The sequence below is a fragment of the Kribbella sp. NPDC051952 genome (assembly GCF_040680855.1).
Taxonomy (GTDB): domain Bacteria; phylum Actinomycetota; class Actinomycetes; order Propionibacteriales; family Kribbellaceae; genus Kribbella.
The window spans coordinates 76,326-99,524 of sequence record NZ_JBFAXQ010000026.1 but is presented as its reverse complement, the minus strand read 5'-3'; the positions used below and the strand labels follow the sequence as shown (position 1 = coordinate 99,524).

The 23,199-nt window shown below is 67.8% G+C and carries 19 protein-coding genes; 10 read left to right on the top strand and 9 right to left on the bottom strand.

Translation table 11 applies throughout. The annotated features are described in order from the left end of the window. A partial coding sequence (locus tag AB0L70_RS34465; protein ID WP_363690991.1) for a helix-turn-helix domain-containing protein occupies positions 1-2,510 on the top strand: 2,510 nt, incomplete at its 5' end. Positions 2,511-3,271: 761 nt separating this feature from the next. Here the strand turns inward: AB0L70_RS34465 and AB0L70_RS34460 are convergent. Both AB0L70_RS34460 and AB0L70_RS34455 read right to left on the bottom strand, forming a co-directional pair. Next, positions 3,272-4,666 (bottom strand): FAD-binding oxidoreductase, encoded by a 1,395-nt coding sequence (locus AB0L70_RS34460; RefSeq protein ID WP_363690990.1) that lies wholly within the window; start codon positions 4,664-4,666, stop codon positions 3,272-3,274. 58 nt (positions 4,667-4,724) lie between these two features. After that, a complete protein-coding gene (locus tag AB0L70_RS34455; protein ID WP_363690989.1) occupies positions 4,725-5,234 on the bottom strand; it encodes a pyridoxamine 5'-phosphate oxidase family protein in 510 nt (169 codons plus the stop codon). A 53-nt stretch (positions 5,235-5,287) separates the two neighbouring features. Between AB0L70_RS34455 and AB0L70_RS34450 the strand changes: the two genes are divergently transcribed. The 3 genes from AB0L70_RS34450 to AB0L70_RS34440 all read left to right on the top strand — a co-directional run bounded on the left by AB0L70_RS34450 (position 5,288) and on the right by AB0L70_RS34440 (position 9,467). After that, a complete protein-coding gene (locus AB0L70_RS34450; protein WP_363690988.1) occupies positions 5,288-6,130 on the top strand; it encodes a DegV family protein in 843 nt (280 codons plus the stop codon). Positions 6,131-6,196: 66 nt separating this feature from the next. Continuing rightward, entirely contained in the window at positions 6,197-7,012 is an 816-nt protein-coding gene (locus tag AB0L70_RS34445; protein ID WP_363690987.1) for a ComEA family DNA-binding protein, read from the top strand. After that, a complete protein-coding gene (locus tag AB0L70_RS34440) occupies positions 6,999-9,467 on the top strand; it encodes a ComEC/Rec2 family competence protein (RefSeq protein ID WP_363690986.1) in 2,469 nt (822 codons plus the stop codon). Before AB0L70_RS34445 ends, AB0L70_RS34440 begins: the two co-directional genes overlap by 14 nt. A 52-nt stretch (positions 9,468-9,519) precedes the next feature. Here the strand turns inward: AB0L70_RS34440 and AB0L70_RS34435 are convergent, their stop codons facing one another. Further along, positions 9,520-10,143: an isochorismatase family protein gene (locus AB0L70_RS34435; RefSeq protein ID WP_363690985.1), complete on the bottom strand. Its 624-nt coding sequence runs from the start codon at positions 10,141-10,143 to the stop codon at positions 9,520-9,522. A gap of 144 nt (positions 10,144-10,287) precedes the next feature. Here AB0L70_RS34435 and holA point away from each other — a divergent pair, with 144 nt between their 5' ends. Then, complete coding sequence (holA, locus tag AB0L70_RS34430) at positions 10,288-11,271, top strand: DNA polymerase III subunit delta (protein ID WP_363690984.1); 984 nt, start codon at positions 10,288-10,290, stop codon at positions 11,269-11,271. Between the two features lie 124 nt (positions 11,272-11,395). On the opposite strand, the gene rpsT is transcribed toward holA, so the two are convergent. The 3 genes from rpsT to AB0L70_RS34415 all read right to left on the bottom strand — a co-directional run bounded on the left by rpsT (position 11,396) and on the right by AB0L70_RS34415 (position 12,442). After that, the gene (gene rpsT, locus AB0L70_RS34425) at positions 11,396-11,656 is read right to left on the bottom strand and encodes a 30S ribosomal protein S20 (protein WP_363690983.1); all 261 of its coding nucleotides are present in this window, start codon (positions 11,654-11,656) and stop codon (positions 11,396-11,398) included. A gap of 173 nt (positions 11,657-11,829) precedes the next feature. Further along, on the bottom strand, positions 11,830-11,982 hold the full coding sequence (locus tag AB0L70_RS34420; RefSeq protein ID WP_363690982.1) for a hypothetical protein: 153 nt from the start codon (positions 11,980-11,982) through the stop codon (positions 11,830-11,832). Next, positions 11,963-12,442: an SRPBCC family protein gene (locus AB0L70_RS34415; protein WP_363690981.1), complete on the bottom strand. Its 480-nt coding sequence runs from the start codon at positions 12,440-12,442 to the stop codon at positions 11,963-11,965. The genes AB0L70_RS34420 and AB0L70_RS34415 overlap by 20 nt, the downstream gene beginning before the upstream one ends. A 97-nt stretch (positions 12,443-12,539) precedes the next feature. Between AB0L70_RS34415 and AB0L70_RS34410 the strand changes: the two genes are divergently transcribed. Further along, positions 12,540-15,527, top strand: coding sequence for a S8 family serine peptidase (locus AB0L70_RS34410; RefSeq protein WP_363690980.1), 2,988 nt, complete (start codon positions 12,540-12,542; stop codon positions 15,525-15,527). A gap of 22 nt (positions 15,528-15,549) precedes the next feature. Here AB0L70_RS34410 and AB0L70_RS34405 read toward each other — a convergent pair whose 3' ends face one another. The 3 genes from AB0L70_RS34405 to AB0L70_RS34395 are packed head-to-tail and all read right to left on the bottom strand — an operon-like array spanning position 15,550 to position 18,211. Then, positions 15,550-16,740: a WD40 repeat domain-containing protein gene (locus AB0L70_RS34405; RefSeq protein WP_363690979.1), complete on the bottom strand. Its 1,191-nt coding sequence runs from the start codon at positions 16,738-16,740 to the stop codon at positions 15,550-15,552. Continuing rightward, positions 16,737-17,264, bottom strand: a complete 528-nt coding sequence (locus tag AB0L70_RS34400) for a sigma-70 family RNA polymerase sigma factor (RefSeq protein ID WP_363690978.1) — start codon at positions 17,262-17,264, stop codon at positions 16,737-16,739. Before AB0L70_RS34400 ends, AB0L70_RS34405 begins: the two co-directional genes overlap by 4 nt. 47 nt (positions 17,265-17,311) lie before the next feature. Further along, positions 17,312-18,211: a hypothetical protein gene (locus AB0L70_RS34395; protein WP_363690977.1), complete on the bottom strand. Its 900-nt coding sequence runs from the start codon at positions 18,209-18,211 to the stop codon at positions 17,312-17,314. Between the two features lie 118 nt (positions 18,212-18,329). Between AB0L70_RS34395 and lepA the strand changes: the two genes are divergently transcribed. The 4 genes from lepA (at position 18,330) to AB0L70_RS34375 (ending at position 23,159) form a co-directional block, all read left to right on the top strand. Beyond that, entirely contained in the window at positions 18,330-20,216 is a 1,887-nt protein-coding gene (gene lepA, locus AB0L70_RS34390; protein ID WP_363690976.1) for a translation elongation factor 4, read from the top strand. Then, positions 20,217-21,128, top strand: a complete 912-nt coding sequence (locus AB0L70_RS34385) for an aminoglycoside phosphotransferase family protein (RefSeq protein WP_363690975.1) — start codon at positions 20,217-20,219, stop codon at positions 21,126-21,128. Between the two features lie 67 nt (positions 21,129-21,195). Next, the gene (locus AB0L70_RS34380; RefSeq protein WP_363690974.1) at positions 21,196-21,777 is read left to right on the top strand and encodes a TetR/AcrR family transcriptional regulator; all 582 of its coding nucleotides are present in this window, start codon (positions 21,196-21,198) and stop codon (positions 21,775-21,777) included. Beyond that, complete coding sequence (locus tag AB0L70_RS34375) at positions 21,774-23,159, top strand: MFS transporter (RefSeq protein WP_363690973.1); 1,386 nt, start codon at positions 21,774-21,776, stop codon at positions 23,157-23,159. The genes AB0L70_RS34380 and AB0L70_RS34375 overlap by 4 nt, the downstream gene beginning before the upstream one ends. The last annotated feature ends 40 nt before the right edge of the window (positions 23,160-23,199 follow it).

The following is a 23,199-nucleotide window of genomic DNA, read 5'->3' as shown; positions in this document are numbered from 1 at the left end:
TGCTCGACCTGAGGGTCCAGGCCGAGCTGTCGCAGGAGGAGCTCGCCGAGCAGGCCGGATTGAGTGTCCGCACCATCCGTGAACTCGAAGCCGGCCGGGTGGCACGTCCTCGCAAGGACTCCGTCCGATTGCTCGCCCAAGGACTCAAGCTCGGCGCCGGGGATCTGGAACGCTTCCTCGCTGCGGCCGGGCGTGGCGCCTCGCGACCGACTGTTTCGGTCGCTGACCCCGCTCCGACCGGGCTGCGCTGGCGCGGCACCCGACCCATCCCGGACGGTCTCGTCGGCCGGGAGCAGGAGCTGCTCGAGCTCGAGTCACTCCTGCGGCAGAACCGCCTCGTCACGCTGGTCGGTCCGGGTGGCGTCGGCAAGACCGAGCTCGCACTCGCCGCGGCCGACCGATTCTCCGGCGTCGACACGACCGTGGTCGTTGTGGACCTCACAACCGTCCAGCGCGATGCCGCCGTATCGACCGCCATCCTGGACGCCTTCGGCACCGCCCCTGGTACGTCGGACCTCGACGACGTGCTGTCCGGACGCAAGCCGGGGGACCTGGTGATCGTTGAGGACAACGCCGAGCATGTGCTCGACGGGGTCGCCACAGTCGCGAACCGGATGGTCCGCAGCTTCCCAGGCATCGGCGTACTGGTGACGTCCCGGATCCCGCTCGGACTGCCGGATGAGGTGGTCCGTCGGGTGCAGGTGCTCGGCGTACCGGCGAACGACTACGACTTCGAGGAGATCGCGGCCAGTCCGGCGGTGGAGATGTTCTGCCGGCGGGTGGCGCGAGTACGGCCCGATTTCGTCCTGAACGAGGAGACTGCGCAGACCGTCGCCCGGCTGTGCCGCCGGTTGGACGGACTGCCGTTGGCGCTGGAGTTGGCGGCTGCACGGGCCGGGTCGCTGTCGGTCGAGACGATACTGGCCGCGCTGGACGACCGGTTCCGGCTGTTGTCCGGGCCGCGGCGGTTCGGTGCGCCACATCAGCGGACGCTGGCGGACACGATCGCGTGGAGTGTCGACGCCTTGTCCGACGCAGCCCGGCAGCTGCTCTACCGCACGTCCGTTCTCGGGTCGCCGTTCACGCTCGAGGCCGTGGTCGGTGTGTGCACGGGCGATCCGATCGACGCTGCCGACGTACCGATGCTGCTGGCCGAGCTGGTGGACAAGTCGCTGCTGCAGCCGGTCCACGAGTTCGAGCAGTTGTACGGCGCCCGCTACAAGCTGCTGGAGACGATCCGGGAGCACGCGTACGCCGGACTCTCGTCGCAGGACGATGATCTGGTCGAGTTCCGGGACCGGGCGGTCGCGTGGTGTTCGACGTACGTCTCCGGGCTGGAAGGCGCCTGGTCGTCGCCGGACCGGGATCGTCGGTATCGGGCCGCGCATGCGAACTCGGCGCTGTTCGAGGTGGCGCTGGAACGCGCTACTCAGCTTGGCCAGTGGGATGTGGCCGCGCGGATCGTGCTGGGGTTCCGGATCGCGTGGCAGTACCAGGCGAGTGTGGCCGAGAGCGGGATCCGGTGGGCGACGCTATGCGCCGACAACGTGGCGGAGAAGGAAGTACGCGGCATGCTGCGTGCGATCGCCGGGCGCCTGTCCAGTCTGACCGGTGACATCCATGAGGCTCGTCGGCACTACGAGGAAGCCCGCACACTCATCCCTGGTGAGACCGAGCTCGGTCTGGTCGCTCGGGGCGGTTGGGTGTCGTCCGGATCGCACCTGCTCGATACGCAGAGCCTGGCCGAGATACCGGCGCTGGTGCAGGACGCACGCAAGCACGGGGATGCTCAGCGGTCTGCGACCGTACAAGCGATCTGTGGACTCGCACTGCTGCGTTGGGGTCGTTTGCCGGAGGCCAAGGAGCTCCTGCTCGCATGGGAGGCCGCACTGGTCAACCCGGGCGTCTATGCGGACGAGATCGCGTACATGGCGCTCTGCCGGGTGGAGCTCGAGCTGGGCAACCACTCCGAGGCGCGACGCTGGGTTTCACTCGCCCAGAAGAGTCAGGCGTCCGACGACCCGGAGCGCACCAAGCTGGCCGGCTCGCTGGCCATGGTCGAGTACCACGCCGGCCGGTACGACGAAGCGCGGGCACTGCTCGACGAGGCGGACGCCGACATCCGCGGACACCGTGGGTACTTCGACTACCTGGTGATGCTCTACCGGTCGCGACTCGCCCGTGAGGCCGGTGAGGTCGAGCAGGCCCGGGCGTGCATCCGGGACGCCGTCAGCCGGCTGCTGTTGGAAGGGCGGGTTGTGTACCTGCTCGAAGTACTGCCTGAGGCGGTGGCGGTGCTGCACGCGCTGGGCAAGTCCGTCGAGGCCGACGCGTTGTGCGGCCAACTGCTCGCGTGGCAGCGGTCAATGGACCCGCCGATGCTGCCGACGGCGTGGGCTGTTTTGCAGGAGTCGTGTGACAGCGCGTCGGACGCCGATGGTTGGCCGAAGCCTGATCCCGCAGCCGCGGTGGAGCGGCTCGCGAACGACGTACTCTCCGCTCTTTCATGACGCGTATCCCCTGAAGCTGCCGGGTAACTGCCGGTACTTCTGCCTCGTCCGGACATAGCCGCGCGGCGAAGAATTACAGCCGTAGGGCAGGTTCCACGAAGCAGAGACCGACGCCGGGCAACGCAGGCAGGGGAATGGACGGTGAACCCATGAAGAGGCCATGGAACAGCGTTCAGATGCCGACAGGCTTGGGGAAGGCGACGCGGAGGGCGTCCGACGGCTGGACGGTGGGGCACCGAACGGCTGTCGAGAGCTCCGGAGTGCTGCAGCGTGTGGATCTGTCCTGCCTGAACCGGGTGCCGTGCGCCGTCAGGGCACCACACCCGGGGCGGGGTCCCAGCTACAGGCCAGGCACACGACACAGGGGACGAGTGCCACGGTCCGGCTGACACGGGGAAACCGGCGGGTTTGGTCACCTGCCGGCGGGTCAGTCGCTGGGGCCTCCCGGGACCTCGACGAGCTCGCGGTCAGGCCGGTCCGCACGGATCCGGTACGGGGAGTAGCTCGCCGAGGACCTGCACTCAGCCATTCGGGGAGGCGGCCGGCTGACCACCAGGGGGAGTCAGCCCGCCGGCACAGAGAGGATTCCGCCCGCTGACACCACAGGGGGAGTCGGCCTGCTGACATACGTGGGGAGGCCAGCAGGCCGACGAACGAGGGGGCCGGAACGCCGACGTACGAGGGGACGGCAGCGAGCCGGTGACGAGGGAGTCAGCACGGCGAGGTGAAGGCCGAGGTGGGGTAGGCCTTCACCTCGCTCACTAGTTCTTGGAGTCAGCCGGAAGCACTGACTGGTGGAAGCGGAAGAAGTTGTCCGGGTCGTAGCGGCGCTTGACCTCGCGGAGCCGGTCGAGATTCGGACCGTGGTAGGCGGACTCCCAGTCGGTCAGTCCGGCGTCCGGGAAGTTCGGGTAGACCCGTCCCGACCCCCAGCGATGCGCGAACTGCCATACCTCGTCCAGCCAGGCCGGAGCGGTGGCCTCTTCGACCTCGACGCTGTACTCGAGCAGGAACGCCTCCTCGCGGTGAGCGAACGCGGTCGCCTCGGTCGGCATGCGGTTGTAGCCGCCACCCCAGGGCGAGAAGCTGTACTCGCGGATCTGGCCCGGGACCCGATCGGCCACCAGCTTCGCTACCAGGTGGGTGATCGCCTCCGCCGGCATGGGTTCGCGGAAGAACTCCGACTTCACGCACCTGACCTTCGTCGAGTCCGGCGAGTAACCCGGGCCGACGGTTTCGAGCCGCTCGACCTCACCCAGATAGTCGCCCTGCTCATGGAAGACCCACTCCGGCGCCACACCGACCGCCGCGATGATGTCGGTGACCACGTCGAGTGGCCCGGTGCCGAGCATCGAGCCGAACAGGTGGACCTCGGGTGCGCGGGCAGGATCGGCGGGGGCGAACAGGCGGAGGTCGAGGTCGTATTCATCCGGAGCGACCTGTGCCCAGCGCTGGTACGCCGTCATTACTGCGGCGGCATGCTCGTATGACCAGGTCAGGTCGAACGAGGTCATGACGGGTGGAAGTGACACGGTCTCGAAGACCAGGTCCGTGAGTACGCCGAGTTGGCCGCCGCCCGCGCCGCGGAGGGCCCAGAACAGGTCGGGCTCGTGGGTGGCGGCGCACTGCACGATGGATCCGTCGGCAAGCACGACCTGGGCGGAGACGAGGTAGTCGCACGCCAGGCCGTAGGCGCGGCCCATGAACCCGAAGCCGCCACCGAGCACCTGTCCGGAGATGCCGACCGTCGGGCAGGTCCCGGCGGGAAGCATCCGGCCTGCTGGGGCGAGGACGTCGTAGATGCCACCCAGTCGGGCTCCGGCGCCGACGGTGACGCGCGTACCTGCGAGTTCGATCCGGTTCATCGGGCCGACGTCTATGAGCAGTCCGGCGGTCGATGACCGGCCGGCATAGCAGTGGCCGCCGCAGCGGGGGACTGTCTGGATGCCTTGGTCGCGACCGAATCTGATGGCGGTCGCGACGTCGTCTGCGCCGGCGGCCCGGACTATGGCCCGGGGTTGCGGTGCGTTGGGCAGCGGGCGGGCTGTTTTGGCGGCTTCGTCGTACGCGATGGTCCCGGGGAGCAGCAGTGCTCCTTGGAGAGAGGATGCGAGGCGTTCCCAGCTGGCGGTGGCGGCATGCTCCTGGACGGTCATGGCCCAGGCTCTCCCGCTGCTCCTGCGGGTCACCAACCTTTTAGCTACCGCTAAACAGTCACGTCTTGAGCACCGCGGCCTTGTCGAAGGCGTAGCCGACCATCCAGCTCGGCTGAAGCCGGCAGTAGACGATGTCGTCGGCCCAGCTCGACGGAGAACTGCCGTAGTGCTTGACGAGGTGTGCCTCGATCTCCGCGAACTCCGGGTGCTCGGGGGTGAGGAATTCGACGTCCCCGTGGCTGAACACCCCGATCCGCTCGCCGTCGACGTACGAGATGCTGGCGGCGGGTCTGGCCTTGAGCTGCCGCGCCTTCGCCGCCGAGCCGGAGGTGGTGAACACCCACCGGGCGTGCAGGAAGTGCCCGTCGACCGCACTGATCCGGGGCTCACCACGCGCGGTGACGGTGGCCAGGTTGAGTGTGCACATGCCAGTCAGAACCCGCACCAGCTCGTCGGCGGTCAGCTTGCGGGGATCCGTGACGATGTTGCGCAGATGTTGCGTGGAACGCTCGTACGCCGCATCCAGAAGCTGCTGCAGTTCGGTGACCTCGTCCGCTGTCTCCTTCATCTTCACGAGTCTGGCACCAGGCACGGACATTAACTGTCCGGTAACCTCGCTGCATGTCAGCCCGCGTGCAGGTCGTCACCGACTCCACGGCTGGCCTGTCCACGCATGAGGTGCTGCGGTACCCGCTGACCGTCGTACCACTGCAGGTCGTCATCGGCGGGACGTCGTACGACGACGGCGCTACCTCGACGGATGCGGTGGCGGAGGCGTTGAAGACGCGTACGCCGGTGTCGACCAGCCGTCCGTCGCCGCAGACGTTCGCTGAGGCGTACCTGCGGTGTGCCAAGGACGGGGCCTCGGCGGTGGTGTCGATCCACCTCTCGGGTGACATGTCGGGCACGTTCGAGGCCGCCATGATCGGGGCCAAGGAGTCGCCGATCCCGGTCACCGTGGTCGATTCCCGCTCGCTCGGGATGGGGCTCGGGTTCCCGGTGCTCGCCGCGGCCGCTGCAGCCGCCGCGGGGGAGGACCAGGCGGGCGTCGAGGCGGTGGCGCGCGCTCGGCTGAAGTCGATGTCGGCCTACTTCTACGTCGACACCCTGGAGTATTTGCGCCGTGGCGGACGGATCGGCGCTGCTCAAGCACTGTTCGGTACGGCGCTAGCCGTGAAGCCGCTCCTGACAATCAGCGGCGGGCGGATCGTCCCGCTCGAGAAGGTCCGCACGTCCAGTCGGGCCATCGCTCGCTTGGCCGATATTGCGGTCCAGCGGGCTGGTGATGGTCCTGTCCAGGTCGCGGTCCATCACCTTGCGAGCCTTGAGAAGGCTCAGACCCTTGCGGATGGGTTGGCTGAGCGGTTGCCGCGGGCCGAGGAGATCGTGCTTCGTGAGGTCGGTGCTGTCATCGGCGCTCATGTGGGGCCGGGGCTTCTGGCTGTCGTCGTCGCTCCGCGCTGATTCTCGGTTGTCCACAGGTTTCAAGTTGCCGTTCTGGCGGGGTCGCGAACTCGTACTTTCTCTGGCGTGAAGGTTCTTCGTCGTGCTTCAGCAGCCGCACGACCTGACGAACACCTGGAGGAGCGTGATGAGGAGGTGCGAGGTGGATGGATCCCCGAATCAGTCCGGCCCGAGCGACTGCGAGACGCCCGCTGGACCCTGTCCGCACGACACGTCGTGGTCCTGGCCGCGGTGCTGGTCATCGGACTGTCCTGGGCGGCGTGGTCTGTCTTCCGCTCCCGACCGGAGACCCTGCCCGACAACCGTTCGTCGACGATCGCCGGCTCACCTGTCTCGCAACCGCCGGGATCTTCGCCGGGTGGTGCTCAGCCGTCGCCCGGTGCTCAGCCCTCGGCCGGTTCCCAGCCTCCATCGGGCCCTTCCCAGGCGCCTAGCCAGGCGGGCGTGGTCGTCGTCGACGTCGCGGGCAAGGTTCGGCGTCCCGGTCTGGTCCGGGCTCCGGCCGGCTCGCGGGTTGCCGACGTACTCGCGCTGGCCGGCGGCGCGCTCCCCGGCGTCGACCTCACCACCCTCAACCTCGCCCGCCAAGTCACCGACGGCGAACAGATCCTCGTCGGCCAAGCGAACGCGCCACCACCCACCACACCTGGCGGCGCGACCACCTCATCCGCACCGAACGCGCCCGCCGGTGCGCCGGTCAACCTCAACACCGCAACCCTCGACCAACTCGACGGCCTCCCTGGCGTCGGTCCCGTGCTGGCCCAGCGAATCCTCGACTACCGCACGGAGAACGGCCCCTTCACCACCATCGACCAACTCCAGGAGGTCCCCGGCGTAGGCCCAAAGAAGTTCGACTCCCTCAAACCTCATGTCCGCATCTGACCCGCCGCCACCGAACCCCACCGAAACCCTCGACGTCCGCCTACTGATCCCAGCGGCAGCCGGCTGGCTAACCGCCGTTCTCCTGATCAACCACCGCCCACTGATCGGCATCGTCACAGCCGCAGTCGCCTTGACCCTGGCCGCCACCCTGGCGCTCCTACGCCTGATCAGCCGGAGCACGAGCCCGCGCGGCCGGATGGTACGTCCGCTTGGGCGGGGTCGCCGTTGGCTTGGCCCGATCATCCGCCCATCTGGCCGGGTCACCTGGTCCGTCGGGGGTGTGCTGATTGTTGTCGCGGGGATGGCGGTTGCGGCTGCGGTGCAGGTGGAGGCTGTGCGTGCTGGTCCGGTGCACGGCTTGGCCGACGGCAACGCAGCGGTGAGCGTCCGACTGAAGGTGACCGCCGACCCATCTTTACGTCAGGGCTCAGGCAACCGCCGCCCGCCGTACGTCGTGATGCGGGCAACGATCGAGGAGGTGAAGTCCCGAGGGATAACGACACGAATCCGCACGCCGGTCCTCGTCATCGGCACACCCCAATGGCAGGCCGTCCGCTACGGACAGCACGTCAACGCCAACGGCCGCCTCGAGCCAGTCGAAGCCGGCTCCGATGTAGCCGCCATGCTCTCGATCCGTTCACCACCGCGGATCGTGGACAAACCACCCTGGTGGTTGCGCGCGGCGGAGAAGGTCCGAGCCGGCCTCCGCGCATCCGTAGCCGGTCAGCCGGAGGACGTTCGCGGTCTGGTCCCAGCGTTGGTGATGGGCGATGAGTCCGGCCTCTCCGCCGACCTGAACGACGACTTCCAGATCACCGGGCTCACACACCTGTCCGCGGTTTCCGGCACCAACCTGACCCTCTTGCTGGCGTTCATCCTGCCGTTCGCTCGGCTGGTCGGCGTACGGGCGCGCGGCCTGACTGTGTTCGGCGTACTCACCGTCGTCGTGTTCGTGATCCTCGCGAGACCGCAACCCAGCGTTCTCCGCGCGGCCGCGATGGGCCTGATCGCGTTGGCGGCAATGACGAGCGGGGGATCGGGCCGACGCGCCGTACGCAGTCTGTCGGTCGCGGTCATCGGGTTGCTGTTGCTCGACACGTCGCTCGCGCGATCGGCCGGATTCGCCTTGTCGGTGCTGGCGACCGCGGGGATCGTGTTGCTCGGTCCTGGATGGCGTGACGCGATGGCCAAGTGGTTGCCGAGGTGGTTGGCCGAGGCGATCTCGTGTCCACTCGCCGCGCAAATCGCCTGTACGCCGGTTGTCGCGTGGCTCTCGGGTCAGGTCTCGATGGTCGCAGTAGGTGCGAACCTGCTGGCCGGTCCCGCAGTCGGTCCGGCGACGATCCTTGGGTTCGCAGCCGCCGGGGTCGCCTTGGTGAGCACGGGGCTGGCGCAACTGATCGGTTGGGCAGCTGCATGGCCGGCTCGATGGATCATCCTCGTCGCTCGGGAAGGAGCCGATCTGCCGGGCGCCGCGAACCCGTGGCCAGCAACAGCAATCGGGGTCGCCGTACTGACACTGCTCTGCCTTGCGTTGGTGCTGGGACTGCATCGGATCTTGGCCCGCCCGATTGCCATGGTCCTTGCGGTCGTCCTGCTCGCGGTCCTCGTGCTGCGTCCGATGGGTTCGCTGGGCTGGCCGCCGGACGACTGGCTCTTTGTGATGTGCGACGTTGGCCAGGGAGACGGGTTGGTTCTCCGAGCGGGCGAGCGTACGGCGGTTGTCGTCGACACTGGGCCGGATCCGGCGGCGATGGATCGGTGCCTGCGGGATCTCGGGGTTGAGTACATCCCGGTTCTTGTGCTGAGCCATTTCCATGCGGATCACGCCGGTGGATTGGCCGGTGCACTCAACCATCGGCGGGTCGGCGAGATCGAGGTGACGCCGTACTTCTCGCCTCGTGCTGAGTACGCCCGCGTTGTCGCCTTGGCTTCGCAGCATGGTGTTGCGATGCGGACCGTTACGTACCAGGAGAAACGTGTGGTGGGTGAGATTAGTTGGACCACGCTGTGGCCGGCCCGGGTGCCTGCGCTTCCGCCGCCGGGCACCTCATCGGCGACCTCCTCCGACGAAGGCTCACCGGAGAACAACGCGAGCATCGCCATGATGGTTGAGCTTTCTGGTCTCCGGATTCTCCTGACCGGCGACCTGGAACCCGAGTCCCAGCGAGCCATCCTCGCCAGCGGGGCCGACCTCCGAGCCGACGTGCTCAAAGTCCCTCACCACGGATCAGCCCAGCAAGACCCAACCTTCATAGCTGCTGTGCACGCTCGCGTAGCGCTCATCTCCGCCGGTCGGGACAACGACTACGGTCACCCAGCTCCACGAACCCTGGACCTCTTGTCCCACGACGTCCTCAAGACGGCCACCACGAACACGAGCGGCCCATTGGCCATCACGAACCCTGACAACCACCTATCCCTCACCACCACCCACAATCTCACCGCCCGCTAGAGGATCTAGCCCGGTGGCGCTGACCCGTGGTCGACGCAGCGTGGAGGGGTGGTCAGGTTGAGGTGGTGAAGGTTACGGCCGCGGTTTCGACTGTGCTTTCTGGTTCGTCGCCTAGTGCCCAGGCGGCGACGCGGGAGACGACGTGAGCGGGTACCTCGTCGCTGACCCCTGGGACGGCGGGGATGTTGTAAGTGCCGTGAGCGTCGTGTGGAAGGACTACGCGATACCCGCGGGCGAGCGCCGTACGCGCGGTTGCCTGCACACACATCTCGGACATCACCCCGCAGATCACCACGGACCGAACGCCCGCACCAATCAACAGTTGGCCTAGAGGAGTCGCGTCGAAGCCGTCGTCACGTGGCTTGCGGATCACGTGTTCGCGCGGTCCCGGATCGACCGGCAGGTAGAGCTCCCAGCCGCGGGCGTGCGGTTCGTCGTCGGACCCGGGTACGCCGTCGTTCTGCAGGTGCACGACCAACGCCCCGGCGGCACGTGCCCGTTCGAGCAGCGCAGTCGTCCGCTCGAGCAGCCGAGCCACATTGGGTACTGCGTTCTCACCCGAGACGAACGCGGTCTGCATGTCCACCACGATCAACGCATCAACAGCCGCCACCCCACCGAGCCCCTCCCCATCAACAACCCCAACCACGCCAACCTGCTCCACAGTCCCGGTCATCCCCCCATCCTCACGCCTCACCCACCCCACCTCCACCTGAATAACCGTGGGGGTCGGATTATCCGGCTTCGCTCGAAGGACAGTGGTGGGTTGGGTTGTGGTGGGCGTGGTGGGGTTGTCGGTGGGGCGTGGGATGCTGGCGGGGTGGCTGCTCGTAGGGGTTCTGCGCCGAAGCTGGGCGACGTATTGCTGGTGACCGGCGCCGAGGCGTTTCTCGCGGATCGTGCTGTCCGGTCGGCGATTGCTGCGGTGTCGAAGGGCAGCACCGACGTCGAGGTGACGGATGTCGACGCGACGACGCTGGATGTCGGCGTCTTCGCGGAGCTCACCGGGCCGTCGTTGTTCGCCACCGAGCGGGTGCTCGTGCTGCGCGGGCTGGAGAACCTGCCGAGCGAGATGGCGCCGCACCTGATCGAGTACGCCGGCTCTCCGGCTGACGACGTACTCGTCGTGCTTGTGCACTCGGGCGGGCAGAAGGGCAAGGCCGTCCTCGACAAGTTGCGCAAGGCATCGGTCAACGAGGTCGTGGCGACGGCACCGAAGGCGTGGGAGCTTCCGCAGTTCGTGGCGGGGGAGATCCGGCTGCACGGTGGGACCGTGGACGAGCGGGCGGCGTCCGCGCTGGTGGACGCGGTCGGACATGATCTCCGGGCGCTCGCCGGGGCCTGCTCCCAGTTGGTGTCCGACTCAGATGGTCAGGCGGTGACCCCGGAGCTGATCGGGCAGTACTTCGGTGGCCGGGCAGAAGTCACGAGCTTCGCAGTCGCCGACGCGGCGATCTCGGGCCGGACCGAGCCGGCGCTGGAGCAGTTGCGCTGGGCCCTCGACTGCGGGGTCGCGCCGGTGCTGGTCACGAGTGCGATGGCGGGTGGTTTGCGCGGGCTCGCGAAGTTCTCGAGCGCTCCCAGCGGTCTGCGGGAGGCGGATCTGGCTCGGGAGGTCGGCGTACCGCCGTGGAAGCTGAAGCAGCTCAAGCAGCAGTCCCGCGGCTGGACGCCCGGTGGTCTCGCCGCCGCGATCAAGGCGGTGGCTCAGGCGGACGCCGACGTGAAGGGTGCCTCCGGCGATGCCGGGTACGCGCTGGAACGAATGGTGATCACCGTCAGCCACTCCCACGGCCGCCGCTGACCACAGTCAGCAGCCGAGAACCAGCCTGCACGCGAGAACCAGCCTGCAGTTGGGAACGAGGCTGGATTTGGGGACGCAAAAACGATCGGCCGGTCTGGGACGGGCCGATCGTTGGCGGGCTACTTCAGAGTGAAGCGGCCTTCTTGAAGATGGCCGACTTGCGGTTGGCAGCCTGGTTGGCGTGGATGACGCCCTTGCTGACGGCCTTGTCGAGCAGACGGCCGGCCACGCGGGCCTGCTCCTGCGCCGTCGTGCTGTCGCCGGACTCGGCGGCCTCACGGAAGCGACGAACTGCCGTCTTGAGGGTCGACTTCACCGACTTGTTGCGAAGTCGCGCAGCCTCGTTCTGGCGGTTGCGCTTGATCTGGGACTTGATGTTCGCCACGGAGCAGAGCCTCGATCAGGAGTATGCGGTCATTACAGGAAAATGTCGCGGCGCACGACTGAACACCACCCGTGGGCGCGCGAAAGAACAGATTACCAACAAGCCCCACCCGGAACCAAACCGGCCTGAGCGGGCGGCGACGGCGGTTGCGGTTCGAGTGCCGGGCGAGGGCATCAGCGGCGGTGGCCCAGCCGGTGTCCGTCGTCGTACGTGAGCGGGTCGACGGTGCGGAGTACGACGGTTCGCCGGCGCCGCGATCCGGCCAGATCCTGCGCTACTCGAACGGGGCGGTCGTCCTGGTGGTGCTCATCGGAGTGGTCGCGCACCGGGTCCTGCGGACTCGACGGCTGTGCTCCTCAGTCGGGTAAGCGTGGTGTGGATGCCGCGGGCATTACGGGCCGTCCGGTTGCCGAAGATGGGCCGGAAGAGGATTCGGAGGACGGCCGGCCGGTGGTCGGTCCAGGTCTCGGTGACCTCGCAGCCTGACGAGGTCGCGGTGAAGTCGTAGGCCCAGAGCGAGATCGGGATCGGGCCGAAGTGGATGGAGAAGGCGAACCGGCGGCCCGGGTCAGCGTCGACGACCCGCCCGAACGTGAACCAGCGGATCGCCCCGACTCGGTTGTGCCCCACGAACCGAGCCCCCACAGCCGGTCCGGTAGCACCTGACGTCCAGGTGACGCGGGTGCATTCCGGGCTCCACTCGCCCATCCGCGGCAGGTCGCTGACCAGCGCGTAGACGGTCGGAGCAGGGGCGTCGATCGCGATGGATTCCGTCAGGTCGGCCATGTGGTGTCCTTGCTCTCAGCTGATACCCGGTGAGCTGAGCGTGACATACTCGGCCCCGCTTGACGTCGGTAACCGCAAGCCCTGGAGGAACTCAGTAGTGTCCCGCCGTATCTCGAAGCGCCATGTCACCGTCGCACTCCTCGCCGCAGTGGTCGCCGTACCGATCGCGATCAACGTAGCCAGCGCCGACCAGCCGACGCCGGCGGATCCGGCGGTGAAGCGTTCCGAGACCGGTGCGTACATCGTCCAGCTCGACGATGCGCCCGTGACCGAGTACGACGGTGACATCGCCGGCCTCGCCGCCACCCGGGTCCTCCCCGGCGGCAAGCTCCTCAAGACCGCGGCGTCCGTGGTCGACTACGTCAAGCACCTCGCCGGCGAGCGCGACCAGCTCCTGCAGAACGCCACGGACATCACCAAGCTCTACGACTACAGCTACACGTACGCCGGTTTCTCCGCCCAGATGTCGTACGACGAAGCCGTCAAGCTGGCCAAGTCGTCCGGAGTGAAGAGCGTCGAGCCGAGCGACATCCAGCACGAGGACACCGTCGGCACCCCGCGGTTCCTCGGACTGTCCGGCAAGGGCGGCGCCTGGCAGCAAGCGGGTGGTACCGACAAGGCCGGCGACGGTGTGATCATCGGCATGATCGACTCCGGGTTCGTCCCCGAGCGACCCAGCTTCGCGCCGATGAAGACGACCAAGAAGTCCGACGCGCTGGTCGCGAAGAAGTGGAAGGGCACCTGCCAGGTCGGCGAGGAGGCACCCATCACCTGTAACAACAAGGTGATCGGCGCGCGGTACTTCGACAAGGGCATGGGCAGCCGGGTGATCCCAGCGGACTTCAAATCGCCGCGCGACTACGGCGGTCACGGGACCCACACCGCGAGTACGGCGGCTGGTGACTACGGCGTCGACATGAGCGTCCTGGGCCGGGACTACGGCAAGGGCTCCGGCATGGCTCCGCACGCGCGGCTGGCGATCTACAAGGCCATGTGGGCCGTGGATGCGACCGGCGCAGGCAGCGGAACCGAGGCCGATCTCGTCGCTGCCATCGACGCCGCCGTCGCCGACGGCGTGGACGTGATCAACTATTCGATCTCCGGCTCCGGATCGACGTACGTCAACGCGACCGGGCTCGCGTTCCTGCGGGCAGCCAAGGCAGGCGTGTTCGTGGCGACCAGCGCGGGCAACGACGGGCCGGGCGAGTCCACCGTCGGCAAGACCTACCCCTGGGTGACGACGGTTGCCAACGGCACCCATGATCGCGACATCCAGACCACTGTCACCTTCGGCAACGGCAAGTCGTACACGGGCGCGGGGATCGGCGCCGGTACGCCGCAGGCACCAGCGATCCTCGCCAAGGACGCGGGACTCACCGGTGCCGACCCGGCTACCCTCGCGCGCTGTCAGCCCGGCACGCTCGACCCGGCCAAGGTCAAAGGGAAGATCGTGGTCTGCGATCGCGGTGTCAGCGACCGCGCCGACAAGAGCAAGCAGGTGAAGGCCGCGGGCGGTGTCGGCATGATCCTGGTCAACATCACCCCGGGCACTCTGGACGCCGACCTGCACGCGGTCCCGACCGTGCACCTCGACGACAAGGCAGCCCCGGAGGTCAAGGCGTACGTCGGCGGTACGGCTAACCCGACCGCCACGATCAGCGCCGGTACGCCGGTCCGCGTCACCGCACCGAAGGTCGCGAGCTCATCCAGCCGCGGTCCGTCCCTGGCCGGCGGCGGCGACCTGCTGAAGCCGGACGTGATGGCACCCGGCACCAACGTCCTGGCCGCGACGACCGCGTTCAGTGCGGCCGGTGGCGAGTACGCGTTCATGAGCGGTACGTCGATGTCCACACCACACATCGCCGGTATCGCCGCCGTACTGAAGAGCAGGCACCCGAACTGGTCCCCGATGGCGATCAAGTCCGCGCTGCTGACGACCGCCACCGACAAGGACACCAGCGGCAAGCCGATCCAGAACGCCGCCGGCTCAGCGGCCAACCCGTTCGGGTACGGCGCCGGCGAGGTGCGCCCGAGGACCGCGATGGACCCGGGCCTGGTCTACGACTCGTCGTACGCCGATTGGGCCAAGTTCGTCTGTGGTTCCGGCCAGGTGCCGACCACGCACGAACTCTGCGCGGGCGGCACGATCGACGCGAGCGACCTGAACTATCCGACGATCGCGATCGGCGACCTGGCCGGCAAGCAGACCGTGACCCGGACCGTGACGAACGTCGGCAAGTTGCCGGAGCTCTACGTCCCGAAGGTCGAGGGCCTCGCCAAGATCAAGGTGACCGTGTCGCCGCGGATCCTGATCACGCTGCCCGGCCGGAGTACGACGTACAAGGTGACGTTCGAGAACACGGGTGCGCCGCTCGAGCAGTACTCGTTCGGCAAGCTCACGTGGAAGTCCGGCCAGCACGCCGTCACCAGCACGCTCGCGATCAAGCCGCTCACGGTGAAGGCACCGGTGCAGGTCAACGGGACCGGGACCGCGGGGTCGGTGCAGGTGCCGATCACAGCTGGGTACGCCGGCACTCTGAACACCACGTCCGTCGGTCTGACCCCGGCCACCGTCAGCGACGCGGTACTGAAGAACCCGGGTGGCGTGTCCTTCCCGCAGACGAGTCCGCAGGCCAACGACCACGTCGCCAAGTTCACGGTGAACATCCCGGCCGGCACGAAGTACGCCCGATTCTCGACGTTCGACGCGGACTACCCGGCCGGGACGGACCTGGACGTCTTCGTCTACCAGGCCGGTACGACGACCCCGGTCGCCAGCAGCACCGGCGGCTCAGCCGAGGAAGAAGCCAACCTCCCGGCCCCGGCCGGCGGCGCCTACGACATCTACGTCGACCTCTATGCCGGAGCCAAGCAACACCAGGTCAAGCTCAACCACTGGGAGCTGCAGAAGCTCGCAGACAACCTCACGGCTACCCCTGCAACCCAGCAGGTCCAGGTAGCGGCGCAAACCACCATCACCGCAACCTGGACCGGCCTCACCCGAGGCACGCGCTATCTAGGCCAGCTCCACTACTCCGACGGAGCCGACGGCTCAGGCAACACCGTCCTCCGCGTCAACGGCTGACGTAGCATGCCCGCCGAAGCAATCAAGGGGTTACTGCCCCCAGCATCTCGTTGGCCTTGGCCGTGCGGAGGACCTTGCACTCGCCGGTGGCCACGCTGCAGCGGTACATGTTCTGGTTCGACTCACCGACGCTGGTGACCAGGATCATGTTGGTCGGGTCCTCGAAGACCGAGGCCGAGAACGCTGTCTCGACCCGGCCAGGCAACTTGAGCGTCGTCGTGGCGCCGGTGTACAGGTCGATCGCAACCTTCTTGTCACGGTTGAACAGGGTCCGGCCGTTCGGCGAAGGCACCGACCCGTAGCTTGCGTCCGGCGTATCGCAGTACTCGTGCTCGGCGACGAACTCGTCACCGCGCAGCACACCGATCCGGGGGCAACCCTTGGCGGTGAAGTCGAGAAGCTTGTTGGTGGCCGGGATGAACTGAACGAAGTTCGGGCTCTGGATGCCGCGCAGCTGCCGCGCCTGGCCGTTCCCGGGCTGCCAGAGGTACAGCTTGGTGTCCCTTTGGACGAGGTTGCCGAAGAAGATGCCATCCTTCGTCCACGCGACCGCCTGGACGCCGGCGGCGGGCGGATCGAGGCTGGCGATCTTCTTGCCGGTGCCGGGATCCAGTACGACGACCTGACCGCGGACCTGCGGCGTGCCGTAGTGAGAGAGCTCGGTCACAGCCAGCTGCTTGTGGTCGGGCGAGTAGATGGGGCCTGTAGCCACCGATGGACCGAAAGGCCGGACCTTTCCAGCCGGGTCGAGAACGGCCAGTCGCACCGTGTTCGGGTAGCCGGTCTGGATCAGCCAGCTGTTGTCGCCGAAGCGACCGAGGACATTGCCGTGGACTCCCGGGTTCCTGACCGTCTTCCCGTGGTCGTAGAGAGTCCGCCACCAGGTGTCGAGCGGATTGTCGGGGTTGTCCTGAACGGTGACCGTGTACGGGATGCTCGGTGCGGCTCCCGATACCGGGCCTCTGCCCGGCGCGGGCGGGGTCGGCGCGCCTGCCGGGTCTGTCGGGGCCTTGTGAGTCAGGCCGTGCAGGAAAGGGACGGCCAGGGTTAGGACTGCGGCTATGCCGGCTGCGGCCAAGGCAATGGGGATCCAGCCGCGGCGGGTGGTGGTGCCGGTGGCGTCCAGTTCCAGGCCGGGGCCTTGGGCGGAGTTGGGCACGGTGTCGGCCTTGGCGTGGAGGTAGTCGCGGAGGCGGGTTTCGGTGTCGTTCATCGGAGCTCCTTGAGCTTCTCGGTCAGGATCGCGATTCCGCGGGACGAGGTGGAGCGGGCGCTGGACTGGCTGATTCCGAGCGTCTCTGCGATCTCTGCGAAGGGGAGGTCGAGGTAGTAGCGCAGTACGAGGACCTCCCGGGTGCGCCGGGGCAAAGCTTGGAGCGCTTGCCGGACCTGCAGGCGGTCCTCCCCGAGCATGGCGCTGCTCTCGGCGGATGCGTTCGGTTCCTCGTGCGGTGGCGTGTAGAGCCGTGCCGTCCGACGACGCCGCAGTACAGAGCGGCAGCGATTCACCAGAGTGGTTCGCAGCCACCCCAGCGCCTTGTCGTTGTCCCGCAGCGGCCAGTGCCGATACAGGTCGGTGAAGGTCTCCTGTACGGCGTCCTCCGCCGCCGGCCGGTCGTCAACAATCAGCACGGCCAGGCGGACCAGCCCGACCCAGTGCCGGCGGTAGAGCTCCGACACTGCGTCTCGCGTCTCGTCGCGCGCCAGAGATCGGAGCGGACCTCTGATGCTCACCATTGGATTCGTCACACCTCCAAAGACGCGCACGTCGCCGAAACGCTGCGTCAGGCGAGACGCTCCCGCACCCAGTCGAGGTGGATCAGGGCGTGCCGCTGCTGCCACGCGCGGATCGTCGGCAACCCGGGCGGGGGCGGGTGGAACGCTCCCCACCACAGTCCGGCCGCTACGGCCGCCAAGAACCCAGTGATCGCGAGATCGTCCGGCAGTGCGGGCAGACGCACCGATTCACGCATGTCCGCGTGCAGGATGACGGTGTCGGTCCAGCGCGGCGCGAGCGCCGGATGCGCCCAGTCGATGAACACCACCCGGTCATCGGTCAGGATGATGTTGTCCGCCCGGAGATCCCAATGCGCCAGCGCCTTCCCTTCCGCCAGCGTCCGCACCCCGAACCGGGCGAGCTCAGCCAACTCCTCCTCCCGCCCCCGCGCCCACTCCGGTACGTCGAGACCGTCAGCGATCACGTTGTCCCACCGACTCAGGAAGTCGTGGCTGCGAACGGCGGCCACCGGTGCGTCCGGCCACGGCGACGGATCCAGTACGTCGGTCAGTTCGGTAACCGCATCCAGGACCCGGTCGGCGTCGTGCTGTTCCCACGGGTGATCGGGCAGCCGGCCGTCGATGTCCTCGAACACCATCCCGACCCAGTCGCCGTCGTCGTACACCTCGTACAGGGCAGGTGCCATGGGCAACGGGCCGATGGCCTGCATGGCCGTGATCTCCTGGCGGAACAGCTCCGGCGTTTTCGGGTTGAGCGACGTACCGACGGTCTTGACGAAGGCGCGGCGGCCCGAGGCGGTCACCAGGCGGGCGGCGACACCGGGGGAGAACCCGCCCTGCTGGGTCGTGGCGGAGACCACCACCGACCCGAGCGCACGCTCCACCCACGCCCGCACCGCGGCGGGCACCTCCTCGAAGGGCAACCGGACCCCAGTAGCGTGCGCCATGCGTCCAAACGGTAGGCGCCGAGCGGTCCGAGTGCTCGCGATTTTAGAATCCGCTGGCCCCGCATGGGATGATTGACCGGTTGATCAGGTATTACCCGAGACGATTTGGATCCCCTCCGTGCCCGTAGGCCCCACGACCGTGCCGCAGCCGGGTCGCACCGACCCGTCGCTGATCCGGAACTTCTGCATCATCGCCCACATCGACCACGGCAAGTCGACGCTGGCCGACCGGATGCTGCAGATCACCGGTGTCGTCGACGGCCGGCAGATGCGGGCGCAGTACCTGGACCGGATGGACATCGAGCGGGAACGCGGCATCACGATCAAGTCGCAGGCGGTCCGGCTCCCGTACGCGCCGGGTCCGGACTCCCCGGGCGGCCTGCTCGCCCCGGACGGCACGACGTACATCCTGAACATGATCGACACGCCCGGCCACGTCGACTTCACCTACGAGGTGTCGCGCTCGCTCGAGGCGTGTGAGGGTGCGGTGCTGCTGGTCGACGCGGCGCAGGGGATCGAGGCGCAGACGCTCGCGAACCTCTACCTCGCGCTGAACGCGGACCTGCACATCATCCCGGTGCTGAACAAGATCGACCTGCCGAGCGCGCAGCCGGAGAAGTACGCCGCCGAGCTGGCCCACATCATCGGCTGCGACCCCTCCGACGTACTGAAGGTCTCGGCCAAGACCGGTGAGGGCGTCGAGGAGCTGCTGAGCGAGATCGTCGCCCAGGTCGAGCCGCCGAAGGGCGTCAAGGACGCACCGCCGCGCGCGCTGATCTTCGACTCCGTGTACGACACCTACCGCGGCGTGGTCACCTACGTCCGGGTGGTCGACGGGGAGCTGACCCACCGGGACCGGATCAAGATGATGTCGTCCGGTGCGGTGCACGAGATGCTCGAGGTCGGCGTCATCTCACCCGAGCCGATGAAGTCCCCGAGCATCGGTGTCGGCGAGGTCGGTTACCTGATCACGGGCGTGAAGGACGTCCGCCAGTCCCGGGTCGGTGACACCGTCACGGCGGCCGTGCACGGTGCGACCGAGGCTCTCGGCGGGTACAAGCACCCCCAGCCGATGGTGTACTCCGGTCTGTTCCCGATCGACGGTGACGACTATCCGACGCTGCGTGACGCGCTGGAGCGGCTGCAGCTGAACGACGCGGCCCTGCAGTACGAGCCGGAGACCTCGGGCGCGCTCGGGTTCGGCTTCCGCTGCGGGTTCCTCGGGCTGCTGCACATGGAGATCGTCCGGGAGCGGCTCGAGCGCGAGTTCGACCTGGACCTGATCTCGACCGCGCCGAACGTGGTCTACCGGGTCGAGATGGAGGACGGCAAGGAGCACGTCGTCACCAACCCGAGCGAGTTCCCCGAGGGCAAGATTGCCGACATCTACGAGCCGGTGGTGAAGGCGACGATCCTCAGCCCGAAGGACTTCATCGGCGTGATCATGGAGCTCTGCCAGACCAAGCGGGGCAACCTGCAGGGGATGGACTACCTGTCCGAGGACCGGGTCGAGCTGCGCTACACGCTGCCGCTGGCCGAGATCGTGTTCGACTTCTTCGACCAGCTGAAGTCCAAGACCAAGGGCTACGCGTCGCTGGACTACGAGCCGACCGGCGAGCAGGCCGCCGCGCTGGTCAAGGTGGACATCCTGCTGCAGGGCGAGACCGTCGACGCGTTCTCGGCGATCGTGCACCGCGACAACGCCTACTCGTACGGCGTCGCCCTGGCCGGGAAGCTGAAGGAACTGATCCCGAGGCAGCAGTTCGAGGTGCCGATCCAGGCCGCGATCGGGTCCCGGGTGATCGCCCGCGAATCGATCCGCGCGATCCGCAAGGACGTTCTGGCCAAGTGCTACGGCGGTGACATCACCCGGAAGCGCAAGCTGCTGGAGAAGCAGAAGGAAGGCAAGAAGCGGATGAAGATGGTCGGCCGCGTGGAGGTCCCGCAAGAGGCCTTCATCGCCGCGCTGCGGACCACCGACACCGGCGAAAAGGCCAAGAAGTAGGTGCCGGTCGACATTCCTGAAGGTCTGCTGGTCGTCGGGTCGCGCGGTCCGGATTGGGCCGACTGGCTCGACCGGTTGCCTCGGCTGACGCGCGATCTCCTGGACGAGTGGAGCCTGCGCGTCGACGGTGCGTCGTTCCACGGGAACTGCGCGCTGGTCGTTCCGGTGATCACGGCCGACGGGCAGAGCGCCGTACTCAAGGTGCAGTTCCCGCACTGGGAGGCGGAGACCGAGCATCTCGCGTTGCGGGATTGGGGCGGGAACGGCGCGGTGCAGTTGCTGCGGGCGGATCCGCGCCGGTTCGCCTTGCTGCTCGAGCGGTTGGAGCCGCGCGATCTGACCACGGTCGATGCGCTCGAGGCGTGCGAGCTCGTTGGGTCGACCTACAAGCGGTTGCACCTGCCGGCCGGACCGCAGTACCGGACGCTGTCGGGTCAGTTGGCTCGGTGGGTGGAGCGGTTGCGGCAGTTGCCGATGTCGGCGCCGGTTCCGCATCGGTACGTCGAGCAGGCGATCTCGCTGGCCGAGGACTTCGTCGCGGAGCCGGACACCGACGGGCGGTTGATCCACACCGACCTGCACTACGAGAACATGCTGGCCGCGGCCCGTGAGCCCTGGTTGGTGATCGACCCGAAGCCGCTGTCCGGCGATCCGCATTTCGAGGTTGCTCCGCTGATCTGGAACCGCTGGGACGAAGTCGTTGCCTCCGGCGACCTTCGGTTCGGGGTGCGGCAACGGTTCTATGCCGCGATCGACGCGGGCGGTCTGGACGAGGAGCGGGCCCGGGACTGGGTGATCGTCCGGCAGATGCTCAACGTGCTGTGGACGCTCGAGGACGCCGGCGAGGACGAGTCGCTTCCGCAGGACTGGGTCACCCGGAACATCGCGATCGTGAAGGCGATCCAGGACTGAAGCCGGGCGGGTGACGTAGGAGACACTCGCTTGAAGTTAGTAGTTACCACCTACTAACTTCACCGGTATGTCGCCGACACGGATGAGTGGGCAGGAGCGTCGCGAGCAGGTGCTCGCGATCGCCGAGGAAGAGTTCGCCGCGGCCGGGTTGGCCGGTACGTCGACCGAGACGATCGCCCGCCGGGCCGGGATCACTCAGGCGTACGTGTTCCGGATCTTCGGGACGAAGAAGCAGTTGTTCATCGAGTGCGTGGATGCCGCGTTCGAGCGGATGGCGGTGGCGATGCTGGCCGCGGCCGGCGGTACGACGGGGATCGAGGCGCTGACCGCGATGGGCGCCGAGTACAACGCGATGCTCGCTGACCGCACCACGCTCCTGCTCCAACTCCAGGGCACCGCCGCCGCGGCCGCCGGCGACGGCGAGGTCCGCGACGCCGTTCGCACCAGCTTCGGCCGCCTCTGGCAAGCAGTAGCCGACACCGCCGACCTCGACCCGGTCACCGTCAAGGCCTTCCTGGCCTTCGGCATGCTCCTCAACACCAACGCCGCCCTGGACCTCCCCGAGGTGGACGAGCCGTGGTCCCAGCAGGCCAGAACCCGAATAAAACCAGGCCTCTTCGCCCACATCACCACGAAGACCAACCAATGAGCACCAACACCAGAGGAGTGGTGACCGAGCCGCGGTATCTGGGCGGGGTGATTGTCTTCGTCGGTCTTTTGGCTGCTGTGGTCGGCAGCCTGGGCGCCCCACTCATCACCGCGGTTGCTCAGCAGTACGACGTTTCCTTGGCCGCGGCCCAGTGGACATTGACGATCGCACTCCTGTCCGGTGCAGTAACGGCCCCGCTGATCGGGCGCCTCGGCTCCGGCCCAAACCGCCGTACCGTCGTCCTGGCGACCATGGGAGTCGTCGTGGCGGGGAGTGCGCTGACGGTCATCCCGCTCCCATTTGCGTTCCTGCTCATCGGTCGTGCGGCTCAGGGCGCGGGCCTCGGCCTGACCTCGCTGATGATGGCGACCGCACGCGATCACCTCGATGAGCAACACTCAGCCCGCACGATCGCGCTGCTCTCGGTCGCGTCCACCGCAGGCATCGGCGTTGGCTACCCACTAGCCGGTTTCCTCACCGACCTCGGCGGTATCCGCGCCGCCTACGCCCTCGGCCTGGTCGCCACCGTGGTCGCCCTGATCGCCATAGCCGCCGTGGTCCCACCGGCGCCATCGCGACCGGCATCCAAGGTCGACCTCCCCGGAGCGATCCTCCTCACGATCGCCCTCCTCGCCCTGCTCTTCGTGATCAGCCAGACGGATCTCTGGCGACACCACACCCCGATCGCACTGGCGGTCCTCCTCGCCGCGATCGCGTTGCTCGCACTCTGGACCATTGTCGAGACCCGTGCCGCCAACCCGCTGGTCGACCTACGCCTCCTGCGTCACCCTGCGGTCGCCGCGGCCAACCTGGTCATGCTCACCGGTGGCGTCGGCATGTACCTCCTCCTCAGTCTCATCACCCGCTACGTCCAAACCCCCGCAGAGGCCGGCTACGGATTCGGCCTCAACACCTTCGAGGCCGGCCTGGTCCTCGTCCCGTTCTCAGTCCTCGGCTTCATCGCCGGCCGTCTCGTTCCCGGCCTCCGCACGAAGTTCGGCGGCCGCAGCCTGCTGGCCGGCAGCACAACCGTCGTACTCGCGGCCTTCGTCCTCTTCGCCCTGGTCCGCGGCAACCTGATCGAGCCGATCATCGCGATCAGCATCCTCGGGTTCGGCGTCGGTGCGTTCTCCGCCGCGATGCCTGCGGTCATCCTGGCCGCGACCCCTGCCGCCGAGACCGCCAGTGCGATGAGCGTGAACCAGGTCGTCCGCAGTGTCGGGTTCTCGATCGGCAGCGCACTCGGCGGACTCATCCTCGCGGCCCACACGACCGACGTCTTCCCCCACGAGGGCGGGTACGGCGTGGCCGCCTGGACCGGGGTCGCCACGACGGCCGCAACTCTAGTGATCATCGCCATACTCCGACCGCGACGCGCGTAAAACCGGTGGAACCGGCCCGACCGTCGGAGGGAGGATGCCG

Bases quoted from the DNA above. Each gene is read 5' to 3' on its own strand.
- AB0L70_RS34460 (WP_363690990.1), bottom strand. From the start codon at position 4,666: ATGACCGTCCAGGAGCATGCCGCCACCGCCAGCTGGGAACGCCTCGCA.
- AB0L70_RS34455 (WP_363690989.1), bottom strand. From the start codon at position 5,234: ATGAAGGAGACAGCGGACGAGGTCACCGAACTGCAGCAGCTTCTGGAT.
- AB0L70_RS34450 (WP_363690988.1), top strand. From the start codon at position 5,288: ATGTCAGCCCGCGTGCAGGTCGTCACCGACTCCACGGCTGGCCTGTCC.
- AB0L70_RS34440 (WP_363690986.1), top strand. From the start codon at position 6,999: ATGTCCGCATCTGACCCGCCGCCACCGAACCCCACCGAAACCCTCGAC.
- AB0L70_RS34435 (WP_363690985.1), bottom strand. From the start codon at position 10,143: ATGACCGGGACTGTGGAGCAGGTTGGCGTGGTTGGGGTTGTTGATGGG.
- AB0L70_RS34415 (WP_363690981.1), bottom strand. From the start codon at position 12,442: ATGGCCGACCTGACGGAATCCATCGCGATCGACGCCCCTGCTCCGACC.
- AB0L70_RS34405 (WP_363690979.1), bottom strand. From the start codon at position 16,740: ATGAACGACACCGAAACCCGCCTCCGCGACTACCTCCACGCCAAGGCC.
- AB0L70_RS34400 (WP_363690978.1), bottom strand. From the start codon at position 17,264: ATGGTGAGCATCAGAGGTCCGCTCCGATCTCTGGCGCGCGACGAGACG.
- AB0L70_RS34395 (WP_363690977.1), bottom strand. From the start codon at position 18,211: ATGGCGCACGCTACTGGGGTCCGGTTGCCCTTCGAGGAGGTGCCCGCC.
- AB0L70_RS34380 (WP_363690974.1), top strand. From the start codon at position 21,196: ATGTCGCCGACACGGATGAGTGGGCAGGAGCGTCGCGAGCAGGTGCTC.
- AB0L70_RS34375 (WP_363690973.1), top strand. From the start codon at position 21,774: ATGAGCACCAACACCAGAGGAGTGGTGACCGAGCCGCGGTATCTGGGC.